At 74.2% G+C, this 13486-nt stretch carries 12 protein-coding genes and 1 pseudogene; 9 read left to right on the top strand and 4 right to left on the bottom strand.

Annotation, left to right across the window (positions count from 1 at the left end; all coding sequences use genetic code 11):
* Positions 1 to 207: 207 nt before the first annotated feature.
* From AB0D31_RS22490 to AB0D31_RS22455, 8 genes are all read left to right on the top strand, one after another.
* On the top strand, positions 208 to 1482 hold the full coding sequence (locus AB0D31_RS22490) for a glycosyltransferase (RefSeq protein WP_362725886.1): 1275 nt from the start codon (positions 208 to 210) through the stop codon (positions 1480 to 1482).
* A 47-nt stretch (positions 1483 to 1529) separates the two neighbouring features.
* Complete coding sequence (locus AB0D31_RS22485) at positions 1530 to 2963, top strand: sugar transferase (RefSeq protein WP_362725883.1); 1434 nt, start codon at positions 1530 to 1532, stop codon at positions 2961 to 2963.
* Between the two features lie 29 nt (positions 2964 to 2992).
* Entirely contained in the window at positions 2993 to 4288 is a 1296-nt protein-coding gene (locus AB0D31_RS22480) for an O-antigen ligase family protein (RefSeq protein ID WP_362726044.1), read from the top strand.
* Positions 4285 to 5901, top strand: coding sequence for a lipid II flippase MurJ (locus AB0D31_RS22475; protein ID WP_362725881.1), 1617 nt, complete (start codon positions 4285 to 4287; stop codon positions 5899 to 5901). Before AB0D31_RS22480 ends, AB0D31_RS22475 begins: the two co-directional genes overlap by 4 nt.
* A gap of 73 nt (positions 5902 to 5974) precedes the next feature.
* Entirely contained in the window at positions 5975 to 6676 is a 702-nt protein-coding gene (locus AB0D31_RS22470) for a polysaccharide deacetylase family protein (protein ID WP_362725878.1), read from the top strand.
* A complete protein-coding gene (locus AB0D31_RS22465; RefSeq protein WP_362725875.1) occupies positions 6673 to 7929 on the top strand; it encodes a glycosyltransferase in 1257 nt (418 codons plus the stop codon). The genes AB0D31_RS22470 and AB0D31_RS22465 overlap by 4 nt, the downstream gene beginning before the upstream one ends.
* On the top strand, positions 7926 to 8603 hold the full coding sequence (locus AB0D31_RS22460; RefSeq protein ID WP_362725872.1) for a lipopolysaccharide biosynthesis protein: 678 nt from the start codon (positions 7926 to 7928) through the stop codon (positions 8601 to 8603). Before AB0D31_RS22465 ends, AB0D31_RS22460 begins: the two co-directional genes overlap by 4 nt.
* Entirely contained in the window at positions 8603 to 9733 is a 1131-nt protein-coding gene (locus tag AB0D31_RS22455) for a GNAT family N-acetyltransferase (RefSeq protein ID WP_362725869.1), read from the top strand. Before AB0D31_RS22460 ends, AB0D31_RS22455 begins: the two co-directional genes overlap by 1 nt.
* Here the strand turns inward: AB0D31_RS22455 and AB0D31_RS22450 are convergent.
* Positions 9719 to 11080, bottom strand: coding sequence for a glycosyl hydrolase (locus AB0D31_RS22450; RefSeq protein ID WP_362725867.1), 1362 nt, complete (start codon positions 11078 to 11080; stop codon positions 9719 to 9721). The genes AB0D31_RS22455 and AB0D31_RS22450 overlap by 15 nt on opposite strands.
* A 213-nt stretch (positions 11081 to 11293) precedes the next feature.
* Here AB0D31_RS22450 and AB0D31_RS22445 point away from each other — a divergent pair, with 213 nt between their 5' ends.
* Positions 11294 to 11392 (top strand): SDR family oxidoreductase, encoded by a 99-nt coding sequence (locus AB0D31_RS22445; protein ID WP_362725864.1) that lies wholly within the window; start codon positions 11294 to 11296, stop codon positions 11390 to 11392.
* Positions 11393 to 11587: 195 nt separating this feature from the next.
* Here the strand turns inward: AB0D31_RS22445 and AB0D31_RS22440 are convergent, their stop codons facing one another.
* The 3 genes and pseudogenes from AB0D31_RS22440 to AB0D31_RS22430 all read right to left on the bottom strand — a co-directional run.
* Positions 11588 to 12724 (bottom strand): chaplin, encoded by a 1137-nt coding sequence (locus AB0D31_RS22440; RefSeq protein ID WP_362725862.1) that lies wholly within the window; start codon positions 12722 to 12724, stop codon positions 11588 to 11590.
* Between the two features lie 157 nt (positions 12725 to 12881).
* Entirely contained in the window at positions 12882 to 13106 is a 225-nt protein-coding gene (locus AB0D31_RS22435) for a chaplin (RefSeq protein WP_362726041.1), read from the bottom strand.
* Between the two features lie 285 nt (positions 13107 to 13391).
* Positions 13392 to 13486: pseudogene (locus AB0D31_RS22430) on the bottom strand (RdlA protein); the annotation flags it as partial.

Raw genomic sequence — 13486 nt, 5'->3', positions numbered from 1 at the left:
GCCCACGCATTCATGACGGGACCGGGTCGTAAATACGGTTACAGTGCTCCTCGCCCCGGGGCCGTTCAACGCGTGGGGAACCCGGTAGCCGCACAGCAACCGCACGACCGGTAAAGCGGAATTCACGAGCGGGCCGCACATCGGGGCCGGCCCCGCACCATCTTTGTCCAGCTTTCATTTCGAGCGCCAGGACCGGAGTGACCGCGCATGCCCACGAGAGCCAACGCCCCCGGCGGACCCGATGGGCCAAGTCCCGCGGACGACTTGAGTGTCCTGCACCTGGTTCAGCCCGTTGATGGGGGCGTAGCCCGAGTCGTCACGGACTTGGTACGGGACCAGCTGCGCAGCGGATTCCGCGTCACCGTGGCATGCCCCGAGGGAGGCCCGTTGAGCACCGAACTGTCCCGCCTGGGCGCCCGGATGTGCCCCTGGCCCGCGACCCGCTCCCCCGGCCCCGCGCTGCTCGGCGAGACGCTGCGCGCGGCCCGCCTGATCCGGCGCGTGCGCCCCGATGTGATCCACGCGCACAGCGCCAAGGCCGGGGTCGCCGCACGGCTCGCCGCACGCGGCTCCGTACCCACCGTCTTCCAGCCGCACGCCTGGTCGTTCGAGGCGGTCGGCGGGATCACCGCCCGGCTCTCGGCGAGTTGGGAACGGGCCGCGGTGCGCTGGACCTCACGCGTGGTGTGCGTCAGCGAGGGCGAGCGGGCCACCGGTGAACGCGCCGGTGTCCGCGCCTCGTTCGCGGTCATCCCCAACGGCGTCGACCTCGACCAGTACCGCGCATTCGACGAGCGGCGCACACCCGACGAGTGGCGCACACACGACCAGCAGCGCGCACCCGACCAGCGGCACACACCCACCGAGCAGCGCACGCCCGACGAGAGGCGCACGCCCGACGGGCGGTCGGTCACGACGGGCGCGCCCCTGGTCGTCTGCGTCGGGCGGCTCTGCCGCCAGAAGGGCCAGGACATCCTGCTCCGCGCCTGGCAGGACGTACACCGCGCGGTGCCCGGCGCCCATCTGGTCCTGGTCGGTGACGGCCCGGACCTCGCGGCGCTGCGCGCGGCGGCCCCGGCGTCGGTCTCCCTCGTCGGCGCGGTCTCCGACACCGCCGCCTGGTACCGCGCGGCGGACCTGGTCGTGCTGCCCTCGCGCTGGGAGGGGATGGCGCTCGCCCCGCTGGAGGCGATGGCGTGCGGCACGCCGGTCGTGGTCACCGACGTCGGGGGCTCCGCCGAGAGCCTCGCGCCGGGGCACGCCCCGCTCTGTCTCGTACCACCGCAGGATCCGGACGCGCTGGCGCACGCCATGACGCGGCTGCTCACCGACGCGCCGCTGCGCACCTCCCTCGCCCGCCAGGGCCACGAGCACGTGACCACCACCCATGACGTGCGGCAGACGGCCCGGAGCATCGCGCGGGTCTACCGCGACGTGGCCGCTCTGCAGCGCTCCGAGCACAGGGAACCCATCAGCCAGTGACCGCGGAAAGCATCGTCCCGTCCGCCGGGGGACCCCACGGCGCCGGGATGTCAACGGGAACCGTCTCGGTGGTCACGCCCCGCGAGGCGCCGGACCACTTCGTCCCTCCGGCCGGCCGGCCGCGCACGGGCGGCACGTTCGTGTCCGTGCTGCTCGCCGTCGACTGCGCGGCGGGCCTGCTCGGCATGCTCGTCCTGCCGTACTCCGGGCTGCCGCCCGGCCCCGCCGGGCTGCTCGTGGCCACCGTGCTGCTGCTCAACGCCCAGGCCGGGCTCTACCGTCCGGTGATGGCGGGCAGCGTACTCGGCGACGTGCCCGCCCTGTTCGTGCGCGCCCTCACCGGCTGGTGCGTCCTGGCCGCCGTACTGGCCCACCAGAGCGCCCTCGTGCGCGAGCCGGGCGATGTGCCGCTCGCGGTCTCCGCGGTCGCGGCGGGCTGCGCGGTCCAGACGGTGGCGAGCTGCGCCGGGCGCGGCGCCGCGCTGTGGCTGCGCCGCCGCAAGGCCGCCCGCAGGCCGCGTCCCGCCCTCGTGGTGGGGCCCGCCGCGAGTGCCGTCCGCGTCACGGCCGCGCTGGTGCGCCGGTCCGGCGGCGGGGTCCGCCCGGTCGGAGTCGTCGTACCGCCGTCCGACGCGCCCGTCGAGGCCGGCCCGGTGCCGGTCCTGCGCAGCCTGGAGGAGGTCCAGCGCGCGGTCGTGCAGAACGGCGTACGGGACTGCCTGTTCACGTACGCCGTCGAAGCGGGCGGCCCCTCCCCCGCGCCCCCCGCGCTCCTCGAAGCGATGGGCTGTGCGCTGTGGCAGCTCGACACGCGCGCCCCCGGCCACACCGCGCCCGGCGGGCAGGCCGACGAGGTGGCCGCCTTCCCCTGCCACCCGCTGACCAGCACCCCCGCCGGTGCCGTCGGCCTTTTCCTCAAGCGCCTGATCGACCTGGCGCTCACCGTGCCCGCGCTCATCGTCGCCTCACCCGTGCTGCTGGTGTGCGCCGTGGTGCTCCGCCGCAGCGACGGGCCCGGCGTGCTGTTCCGGCAGGAGCGCATCGGCGTGCGCGGCACCCCGTTCACGCTGCTGAAGTTCCGTACGCTGCGCCCCGACACCAAGCACGAGGCCGCCACCCGCTGGAACATCGCCGACGACCACCGCATGAGCCGCGCCGGGCACTTCATGCGGCGTACCTCCCTCGACGAGCTGCCCCAGCTGTGGAACGTGATCCGCGGTGACATGAGCCTCGTCGGCCCGCGCCCCGAACGCCCGTATTTCGTCGCCCAGTTCAGCAGCGCGCACCCCGGTTACGCGGCACGCCACCGGATGCCGGTCGGGCTCACCGGGCTCGCCCAGGTGGAGGGGTTGCGCGGCGACACCTCGATCGAGGACCGGGCGCGCTACGACAACTACTACATCGACCACTGGTCGCTGTGGCAGGACCTGTGCATCCTGCTGCGCACCGCCGCCTGCCTCGTCCGGCCCACGGGGAGCTGAGCGTGTACGCCGTCGCGGCCGCGCCGCCGATGCCGTTGCGGGCCCCGGCGCGCCGGGCCCTGCACCTGCTGCCCCTGCTCGCCGTCATCGCCCTGCTCGCCACGCCCCCGCTCGGCGGCGACGGCTCGGCGACCGCCGCCGACGCCGCGTGCGGGGTCCTCGTCCTGTGGGCGCTCCTGCGGGTGGTGCGCTCGGGCGAGCGGCCGCTGAGCCGGCGGGCCGCGATCGCCATGGGGCTCCCGGTCACCGGGATCTGCGTGGCCGCGATGGGCGCCGCCGACCCGTCCACCGCGATCGCCGGGCTCGGCCGCTACCTCCAGATCTTCGTGCTCGTACCGCTCGCCGTGCTGCTCCTGCTGCGTGACCGCGACGACTTCCGGCTCGCGGCGGGCGCCGTCGTCGCGCTCGCCCTGTTCGAGGGCGGCGTCGGCGTCCAGCAGTATCTGACGTCGACCGGCGCGTCCTACATGGGCGAGGACATCCGCGCGGTCGGCACCTTCGGCGCCTCCGACATCATGGGCATGTCCACCGTGGTCTCCTGCGGGCTGCTCTGCGCGATCGGCCTCGCCCTCGACCCGGCGCCCGTCGTGAGCCGCGGCCGGCGCCGCGCCGCGCTCGCCTGCGCCGCGTTGCTGCTCGTCCCGCTCGCCGTGTCGTTCAGCCGCGGTGCCTGGATCGCCACCGCGGTCGCCGCCGGTACGGTGCTGCTGCTCTCCGGGGTGCGGCGCGCCCTCACCGTGCTCGCCGCCCTCGCCGCGGCGACCGTCGTCCTGATCGGCGCGAGCGGCTCGGGCAGCCAGATGCTCCAGGAACGCCTCTCCAGCATCACCCAGGTCGAGAGCGCCCCCGACCAGTCCGTCACCGACCGGTACACGATGTGGGCCGCGGCCGAACTGATGTGGCGTCAATCCCCCCTCACCGGCGTCGGGTTGAAGGGCTTCCCCGACCACCGGGACGCGAACTCCTCGATCGCCCTGTCCTCCGGCAGCGACACCGCGGGCGCCGGCGCCGCCTTCAAGCGCCAGCCCCTGCTCTCCCCCCACAACATGTACCTCCTCGTCCTGAGCGAGCAGGGCCTCATCGGCGTGGTCACCCTCGTCGGCGGCTGGGCGGCGCTCCTCGTCGCCGGGGTGCGCGGCCTGCACCGGGCACGCCGCCGGGGCACCCCGCTGGACTGCGCGCTCGTCGCCACCGGCCTGCTGACCTGGCTGCTCGTCGACTTCTTCTACGGTGACATCGGCGGCCCGTCCACCGCCCTGACCGCGCTCGTCCTCGGCCTCGCCGCCTGGTGGGCCCTGGCGGCGCAAGGGGCGGACCACACGTGACGGAGACCGTTCCCCCGCTGCTCCCCGCGCCCGCCGCGCCGCCCGAACCCGGCACATCGGGGCGGCTGTTGGCGCGGGCCGCGTTCCTGACCGCCGTCCTCACCGTCGCCGGAGCCGTCCTCGGTCTGCTGCGCGACCAGGCCTTCGCGCACGTCTTCGGCGCCGACACCGACACCGACGCCTTCCTCGTCGCCTGGACCGTCCCCGAGGTCGCGGCGACCCTGCTCATCGAGGACGGGCTCGCCTTCGTCCTGGTACCGGCGTTCAGCCTCGCCCTCGTCAAGCGCGGCGGCCCCGGCCCCGACCCGGTGCGCGCCCTGGTCGCGGCGACCCTGCCCCGGCTTACCCTCGCCCTGACCGCGGGCGCCGCCGTCCTCATCGCCGCCGCGCCCGCCGTCGTCACCGTCCTCGCCCCCGGGCTGCCCCGCGCCGACCTCGCCGTCGACTGCACCCGCCTGACCGCCACATGCGTCTTCACCTTCGGCCTCACCGGCTACTGCAGCGCCGCACTGCGCGGGCACGGCCGCTTCCTCGCACCCGCCTCCATCTACGTCGCGTACAACGTGGGCATCATCGCCCTGCTCCTGCTGCTCGGCGGGGCGTGGGGCGTGCGGGCGGCGGCGGCCGGGGTCGCGCTCGGCGGCGTCCTCATGGTGCTCGTCCAGCTTCCGGCGCTGTGGCGCAGCTGGCACCACCGGGAGCGGCCGGCCACCGTGCCCGCCGCGCGGCGCGAACCCGGCGACAGCACCACGCGGGCCCTGCGGCTCGCGCTGGTCGCACCCATCGTGGTGTTCGCCCTGAGCCGCCAGACACAGGTCCTCATCGAACGCTTCCTCGCCGCACCGCTGCCCGCCGGAGCCATCTCGCACCTGAACTACGCCCAGAAAGTGGCGCAGATGCCGATGGTGCTCTCCCTGATGCTGTGCACGGTCACCTTCCCCGTCATCGCGCGCGCCCTCGCCGCCGGCGACACCGAACGCGCCCGGCGCCGGGTGGAGAGCGACCTGATCGTGGCCGGCACCATCGTGCTGCTCGGCGCGTCCGTCGTGGTGGCCTGCGCCCCGCAGATCATCCAACTCCTCTTCCAGCGCGGCGCGTTCACCGTCCACGACACCGCCGCCACCGCCGACGTCATGCGGGTGTACGCGCTCGGCCTGCTCGGCCAGACCCTCGTCGGGGTCCTGGCCCGCTCCTACTTCTCCGAGGCCCGCCCTTTGTGGTTCCCGGCCTGCGCCATGCTCGCCGGGCTCACCGCGACCGCCGTGGCGGGTGCGCTCGCCGTCCCGGTGTGGGGCGCGCCCGGCATCGCCGCCGCCAACGCGCTCGGCATCACCCTGACCGCGCTGCTCCTGCTGTGGGGCAGCGGGCGCCGGCGTACCGCGCTGTCCGTGCGCTGGGTCGGCGGGCAGCTCGCCCGACTCGTGGTCGCCGCGTGCGGCGCCACCGCCGCCGCCTGGTGGGGCGCGGCCGCGCCGTCAAGTCCCCTGCTGGCCACGGCCGTCGGCGCGCTCGCCGCGGCCCTCACCTTCACCGTCGTGGCCCGTCTGCTGCGGGTCAGGGAGTTCTGTCTGCTGTTCCGTCCCGTCACACGAAAGCTCAGGCATGCCCGTTGACACGGCAGTCGGCGACCCACGAGGTCCACTGACTGGTTCGAGACCGCGCCCCGCCGCACCGCTGTGGGTCGCCATGTACCACTCGGTGTCCCACACCGCGGACGACCCCTACCACATCACCGTCTCGCCACCCCGCTTCGAGCGCCAGCTGCGCTGGCTGCGCCGGCACGGCCTGACGGGCGTGAGCATGGCCGAACTCCTGCGGGCCCGCGCCGCCGGCACCGCCCGCGGCCTGGTCGGCCTCACCTTCGACGACGGATACGCCGACTTCACGAGCGAGGCCCTCGCGCTGCTGCGCCGCCACGAGTGCACCGCGACCGTGTTCGTCCTCCCGGGCCTCCTCGGCGCCACCAACGAATGGGACCCGCTCGGCCCGCGCCGCCCGCTGCTCGACGAACGCGGCATCCAGCAGGCCGCCACCTGGGGCATGGAGGTCGCCTCGCACGGCCTGCGCCACGTCGACCTGGTCAACGCCGACGAGGACACCCTGCGCCGCGAGATCCACGAGAGCCGGCGGCTGCTCAAGGAGCTCACCGGCCACGACGTGAGGGGCTTCTGCTATCCGTACGGCGCCGTCGACGTGCGCGCCGCCGACGCGGTCCGCGCGGCCGGCTACCAGTACGCCTGCGCCATCGACCCGGGCCCCCTCACCGGCCGCTACGCCCTGCCGCGCGTCCACGTCGGCGAACGTGACACCGCCTGGCGGCTGCAGCTCAAGCGCAGCCTGCACCGCTGGCGCCGCGAGGAGCCCACCGACCTGCCGGAGGGCTCGTGAAGGTCCTGCACGTCATCACCGGCCTCGGCGTCGGCGGCGCCGAACAACAACTGGGCCTGCTCCTGCGCCACTTGCCGTACGAGGCCGACGTCATCACCCTCACCAATCCGGGCGCCGTGGCCCGCGCCATCACCGCCGACGGCGGCCGGGTGCGCGACCTCGCCATGGCAGGCAACCGCGACCTCGCCGCGCTGCCCCGCCTCACTGGACTCATCGCGGCCGGCCACTACGACGTCGTCCACACCCACCTGTACCGGGCCTGCCTGTACGGGCGCCTCGCGGCCCGGCTCGCCCGGGTGCGTACCGTCGTCGCCACCGAGCACTCGCTCGGCGAGGCCCGCATGGAGGGCCGCCCGCTCGGCCCCGGCGTACGCGGCCTCTACCTGGCGAGCGAGCGCCTCGGCACGGCGACCGTCGCGGTCTCCCCCACCATCGCCCGGCGCCTGGCCCGCTGGGGCGTGCCGCAGCGCCGCATCCAGGTGGTGCCCAACGGCATCGACGCAGCGCGGTTCGCGTTCGACGCCGATGCACGCGACACCGTACGCCGTCACTTGGGCCTGCCCGTAGACGCGTTCGTGATCGGCGCGGTCGGCAGGCTCGCGGCGGGCAAGCGGTTCCACGTCCTGCTCGACGCGCTCGCCGAACTGCCCGGCGCCTGGCTGGTGTTGGCGGGGGCCGGCGACCAGGAGCAGTCGCTGCGGGCCCGCGCTGAACGGCTCGGCGTGACCGGCCGCGTGGTCTTCGCGGGCGAATGCCCGCAGGACGAGGGAGATCCGGCGGGCCCGGGCCTCGTCGGCACGGCCCCCTGTGGCGCGCGCCCCTCCCTGCCCGGGGTGCTCTGCGCGGTGGACTGCCTGGCCTCGCCCTCGGGCGAGGAGGCGTTCGGGCTGGCCGTCGTGGAGGGGCTCGCGGCCGGGCTCCCCGTGGCGTACGTGACCTGCCCCGCCATCGACGACCTGCCGGCCGGCTCCGTGCCCGGCGCCCTGCGTACCGGCCGCACCGCCGCCGCGTTCACCGGCGCCCTGCGCGAACTCCAGCGGGCCGGCCGCACCCGGCTGCCCGTCCCCGACGCGGTGCGCCGCTACTGCGTCACCGCGACCTCCGCCCAGCTGGTCCGGGTGTACGAGGCGGTGGCGGCCCGTGTGCCGCTGCCCCGCCCGGCCTACGACGCGGCGTACGACGCGGCGCCCGGGACCGCCCCCGGCGCCGCGCACCTCACGACGAACATCTCGGAGAAAGAAGAGTCCAGATGAGCCAAGTCTCCGGCCCGCGCCAGCGTCACGGCATCCGCGGTCCGCTGCGCACCCGGGCGCTGCCGCGCTGGTGGCCGCTGCCCGTGTGCGCGCTGCTCGGCGCGGCGGCGGGCGGCGTGTACGGCGTGGTGCAGACCCCCGAGTACAGCGCGACCAGCTATGTCGTGGTCACCCCCGCCGAGAAGGCCGACCCGTCGGTCGCGCTCGGCTTCGCGCAGGCCTACGGCCGGGTGGCGACCGAGGTCGCGGTGCTCGGCGACGCCCAGGTGTGGGCGGGGGTGAGCGCGGCCACGCTGCGCGCCAGTGTGCAGACGGCGACCTCCCCCGACGCCCCGATGATCGCCATCACCGCGAGCTCGTCCCGGGCGACGGACGCCGCGGGCATGGCCAACGCGGTGGCCCGCGCGCTCACCGTCAACGGCGCCCACAGCCAGAAGGACACCGGGGTGCGCGTCGTGCAGTTCTCGCGCGCCGCCAAGCCCCTGGCGCCCTCCTCCCCCGCGGCCTCGCTCACCGCCCTGGTCGGTGGCTGCGCGGGCGGCCTGCTCGGCGGGCTCGCGCTGCTCGCCAGGCCGCGGCGCCGCCCCGAATCCGAGGCTGGGCCCGGGGCCGAGTTCGTGGCTGCGGTACCGGGTCCGGCCGCCGCGGCCTCCGTACCGCAGGAGGTCGGCTAGTGTCCGGGCTCCGCGTGGAGGTGTGCCGCGACGACCTGCCCTTCGCCGATCTCGCCCCGAACTGGCGCCGCCTGCACGGGCGTTGCTCGACGGCGACCCCGTTCCAGAGCCACGCGTGGCTGCATTCATGGTGGCTCTCGTACGGGACGCCCGGCCGGCTGCGTGTCCATCTGGTGTACCGGGGCGAGGAGTTGGTCGGCGCGGCGCCCCTGATGCGGGTGCTGCGCCCGCTGCCCGCCCTGGTGCCGCTGGGCGGCCCGATCTCCGACTTCACGGACGTCCTGGTGGACGACGACTGCGCCGAGGAGGCCGCGGCCGCCCTCACCGGCGCGCTGATGGCCTCCGCGCGCGGCGCCCTGATCGACCTGGGCGAGGTCCGCCCCGGCGCCGCAGCCGAACGCATTCACGCCAACTGGCCCGGTCAACAACGCCGGTTGACGGACTCGGGCTGTCTCGAACTGCCCGCCGCCGGCATGGACGTACTCCTCGGCCGCCTCCCCGCCAACCGCGCCCAGCGGGCCCGCGCCAAGCTCCGGAAGATCGACGCGCTGGGCATCGAGCAGCGCGACGTGCCGCCCGACGAAGTGCCCGGCGCGATGCGCACCCTGCTCGAACTGCACGGGCTCCAGTGGCAGGGCCGCGGGGTGACCCGCGAGCACACGCGTCCGCGTTTCGAGGAGCATCTGGCGCGCGCGGTGGGCGAGATGACCCGGCACGGCGACGCGGTGGTCACCGAGTTCCGCCTCGAAGGGGAGGTCGTGGCGGCCGACCTGACACTGCTCTCACCGGCCCTCGCGGGCGGCTATCTGTACGGCGCCCACCCCGGGCTGCGCGGCCGCAAGGTGGATGTGGCCACGATGCTGCTGCGGGCCGGCGCCCAGCGCATCGACGGCAGCGGCCGGGCCGCCCTGAGCATGCTGCGCGGCAACGAACCGTACAAACAGCACTGGCGGCCCGATGTGCTGGTCAACCAGCGCTTCCTGCTGGCGCGGCGGCGCACCCTGCCGCTGCTGTGGGCCAGCGCGCTGCACGCCCGGCTTCGCCGCCGCGCGGGCGCCGCGCTGCGCGAGCTGCGCCGGCGGCGGGACGCCCGGAGCCGCCCCGCCGCGGAGCCCTCAGGACCGGCGTGAGAACCAGTCGAAGCGGAGGCAGAGCTTGCCCCCGATCCAGTACTCCGCCCACGAACCGAGATCGACCGGCGCGCACTTCTCCGGCGGCTTCGGTGTCGACGTGAGGGGCACGGCGGGCGCGGCCGGCTGCGGGCTCACCGGCGTCGAGGGAGCGACCGGCGTCGACGGACCGACCGGGGCCGAGGGCTGCGCGGTGGCGTCGGTGCGGCCGTACAGGAGCGTGCGGTACACCTCGGAGGAGCGGGGGTTGTCCGCGCATCCCCACACCCCGTGCGGGCAGTAGTCGGTGATGGTGTTGTAGACGGGCTTGTGCGCGTCCATCCAGGCCAGCATGCGCCGCATGTACTCGGGGTTGTCGCCGTTGCGGAAGAGCCCCCACTCCGGATACGAGACGGGCTTGTGGTGCGCGGCGGCGAAGTCCACGTGCTGCTGAAGCCCGTACGGCTCCTTGACCTGCTGGTCGAAGTCCACGCCGCGTGGCTGGTCGTAGGAGTCCATGCCGATGATGTCGACGACGTCGTCACCGGGGTAGCACTCGGTCCACGGTACGGCGTCCCGGCCGCGGCTCGGCGTGAAGTCGAAGCGGAACCTCTGCCCCTGGACCGCTCGCATCGCGGTGACGGCCCGCTTCCAGTACGTCTTCCACGCCGCCGGGTCCGGGCCGCAGCGGTGCGTGTACGTGGTGCCGTTCATCTCCCAGCCGAGCACGATCACCGTGTCGGGGATCTTGAGCTCGACCAGCCGCTCGGCCAGCCGCGTGAAGTGCTCGTCGAACTCCCCGGCGGCGCCTTTGGCCAGCAGCTGACGCACCCGGTTGTCGGGCACCTCGGCCTCGTTGAGGGCTTGCATCGGCACGTTGAGGACGAGGGTGCGGTCGGTGCGCGCCAGGCGCCAGGAGGCCCAGTCGTCGAGGAACCCCGCCCGGCCCTCGATGTCGGACCAGGTGTTCCCGGGCAGATAGGTGTGCCCGACCTTGATGTCGGCCCCGCCGAGCCACTTCTCCAGCGCGGGGATCTGCTTGACGCCGAGGAAACCGGAGTCGAGGAAGGCCCCGAAGTTGGGGGCGGAGGGGTGTCCGGCGGGCGCGGGGGGATCGGCGCCGCTCCCCGGGCGCGTGGTGCCGGGGCCGCTCGACGGTGGGACGTTTCCGGGGCTGGGCGCCGGCCCGGTGGCCCCGGGTCCGCTCGCCGGCGGGGAGTTTCCGGGGCTGGGCGCCGGTGGGGTCGCTGCCGGGCCGGGCGCCACGCGGGTGGCTTCGGGTCCTGGCGCGAGGGCGAGACTGAAGAGAGCACCCGCCACCAGAACGCTCGTCGTGAAGGTGGCCGCTCGATGACGTCGTCGACGCATGTGCGCTCCCTTGATTCGGAGGACCTCCCGGGTTCCGGGCTGAAAATATTCTTATTGCGCCGATAGGGAACCTAAGCAGCCCACGCCGGAAGCCCCCCGAACGGGCGTACGCCGGGGGGTGGGCCATCTGATGACCCCCTGGGGGCTTCGACGGGCTCGCCAAGCTGTGGCCGGAGCGGGCCCCGCTCGGCTGGGACCGCACGGACGCCGCCTATGGCCGATACGGTCGCCCTCCTGCTGAGCGACGCGGCCCGTGCCATGACGGGGCAGGTACTGCATGTGGACGGCGGATTCTCGGCCGTGGGCGCGTAAGACGCCGTAGGGCCCGCCCCAACGGGGGCGGGCCCTACGCACAACGTACGGTGCAACACATCCGGCGGAGACCGGAGCCGGAAGCGGCGAACGCCCCGGCATCAACTCCTCTGACCTGGCGGCGAGTTGCCGCCCCGCCTCCACCCGATCCCTCGGCCGTCACTTGCCGCGGAGGGGGCCGGCGGCCTCCTAGCGTCAGGCCTTGGCCATCGCCCTGCCGCGCCGGTAGAGGACGCCTCCACCGAGCACGAGCCCGGCGGCACCGGCGGCGGCCGCGGCGAGGAGCGCCGGGTCGGCCCCGGTGTCGGCGAGGTGTGCGGCGGCCACGGGCGCGACGACCCGGGCGGCGGGTTGCGCGGGAACGGCGTGCCGCGCGTGCCGCGGGGCTTCGTGCACGGCCGGCGCGTGGTGTACGGGTACCTCGTGCACCGGGGGCGCCTGATGCACGGGCGGTGCCTCGTGGACCGGGGGCAGGTGCCGCTCCCCAGGCGCGTGGTGCACCTCGTGCCCGGGCGGGCAGTGGTGGGGCGGCATGTGATGCGCGGGCGAGGCGTGATGCACGGGCGGAGCGTCGTGAACCGGGGGCGCGTGGTGTGCGGGCGGGGCCGCGTGGTGTGCGGGCGGGGCCGCGTGGTGTGCGGGCGGGGCCGCGTGGTGTGCGGGCGGGGCCTGGTGGACCGGCGGGACCTCATGCATCGGGGGTGCCTGGTGCACCGGAGGTGCGTGGTGCACGGGCGGAGCCGCGTGGTGTGCGGGCGGCGCCTGGTGGACCGGCGGGGCCGCGCGGTGTGCGGGCGGGGCCTCGTGGTGGGGCCGGTGCGTGGGGCGGGCCGTGTCCGGGTTGGTCGCGCAGCGGTTGCCGAACACCGGGTTCAGCAGACCCACCACGCTCACCGAGTTCCCGCACGCCTGCACGGGCACGTCGACCGGCGCGGCCGCGGAGTTGCCGGACGCCACACCCGGCGAACCGCTGGTCACCGCGTGCGCCTGGCTGCCGGCCGCGTGGTGCTCAGGGGCGTACGCGGCGGCGTACTCCCGCGCGTAGGAGTCGCCGTAGTCGTGGGACGGTGCCCCGGGGCGCCCGGCTTCCTCGTCCTCGCCCGCGTGGTCGGCCATGTATCCGGCGTACTCGTCCGCGCGCTCGCCGGACGACGAGACCGTCGCGCAATTGTTCCCGAAGGACGGATTGAGTGCTCCGACCGGGTTCACCGAGTTTCCGCACGCCTGGACCGGGACTTCCACGGGTGCCGAGATCGTGTTCCCCGAAAGGACACCTGGCGAGCCCACGCTCTCGGCATCGGCGCCGGCGGCCTGAGCACAATTCGCGCTCATCGAAAGGACGCTCGTGGCTGCCACGGCAGTGAACAGGGTCTTACTGATGACCTGGCGCAATGGGCTGTCTTCCGTCGCGGAGAAAAGTGGGAGAAACCGGCTTTGGGGCGTGCGGTGGGCACGCCCCAAAGTCGGAGTGGAGAGTCCTGGCGCTACATCACTTGTTGATGCAGGTGTTGCCGAACGCGGGGTTCAGCAGCCCGATGACGTTGACGGTGTTGCCGCAGATGTTGACCGGGATGTGGACCGGGACCTGAACCACGTTGCCGGACAGGACGCCCGGGCTGCCGACAGCGGCACCCTCGGCGCCCGCGTCGGCGAACGCCGGGGCGGCACTGCCCGCGGCGATGACAAAACCGGTCAGAACCGTCGCAGCCTTCATGTACTTCACGTGGATTTCCTTCCCTCAGTCAAAAAGTCGCGCAACAAGTCGTTGCTCACGGCGCGTTGCCAGAGCTTTCGCCCAAGGAGCCGCTGACTACTTGATAACGATTGATTCGCGCAAAGGAAACCGAAGCGGAACCGTACTGCTGTTTTCCTCACCCAAATGGCAGGAAAACAGCTGTTCGCGCCACGCCCCTCAGCCGTCGTGCGATGTCGTGCCCAAAGAACTCGGGCCACCGCAGCCCCAACAGCGGACTGCGGCGGCCCGAGCGGCGGCAAGGACTCAGCTGCCGGAGGCGCCGTTGCCGGAGAGCACCGGGATGTCGTCCAGGATGTGCGACAGGGCCTCGTCGCGCTTGGCCTGGGTGGAGTTCTCGG

The organism is Streptomyces sp. NPDC048361 (assembly GCF_040651795.1).
Classification (GTDB): domain Bacteria; phylum Actinomycetota; class Actinomycetes; order Streptomycetales; family Streptomycetaceae; genus Streptomyces.
The sequence above is the reverse complement of the archived record's forward strand: the minus strand, read 5'-3'. Positions and strand labels throughout refer to the sequence as shown.

Bases quoted from the DNA above. Each gene is read 5' to 3' on its own strand.
- AB0D31_RS22485 (WP_362725883.1), top strand. From the start codon at position 1,530: ATGTCAACGGGAACCGTCTCGGTGGTCACGCCCCGCGAGGCGCCGGAC.
- AB0D31_RS22435 (WP_362726041.1), bottom strand. From the start codon at position 13,106: ATGAAGGCTGCGACGGTTCTGACCGGTTTTGTCATCGCCGCGGGCAGT.
- AB0D31_RS22490 (WP_362725886.1), top strand. From the start codon at position 208: ATGCCCACGAGAGCCAACGCCCCCGGCGGACCCGATGGGCCAAGTCCC.
- AB0D31_RS22480 (WP_362726044.1), top strand. From the start codon at position 2,993: ATGCCGTTGCGGGCCCCGGCGCGCCGGGCCCTGCACCTGCTGCCCCTG.
- AB0D31_RS22440 (WP_362725862.1), bottom strand. From the start codon at position 12,724: ATGAGCGCGAATTGTGCTCAGGCCGCCGGCGCCGATGCCGAGAGCGTG.
- AB0D31_RS22470 (WP_362725878.1), top strand. From the start codon at position 5,975: ATGTACCACTCGGTGTCCCACACCGCGGACGACCCCTACCACATCACC.
- AB0D31_RS22450 (WP_362725867.1), bottom strand. From the start codon at position 11,080: ATGCGTCGACGACGTCATCGAGCGGCCACCTTCACGACGAGCGTTCTG.
- AB0D31_RS22460 (WP_362725872.1), top strand. From the start codon at position 7,926: ATGAGCCAAGTCTCCGGCCCGCGCCAGCGTCACGGCATCCGCGGTCCG.
- AB0D31_RS22445 (WP_362725864.1), top strand. From the start codon at position 11,294: ATGGCCGATACGGTCGCCCTCCTGCTGAGCGACGCGGCCCGTGCCATG.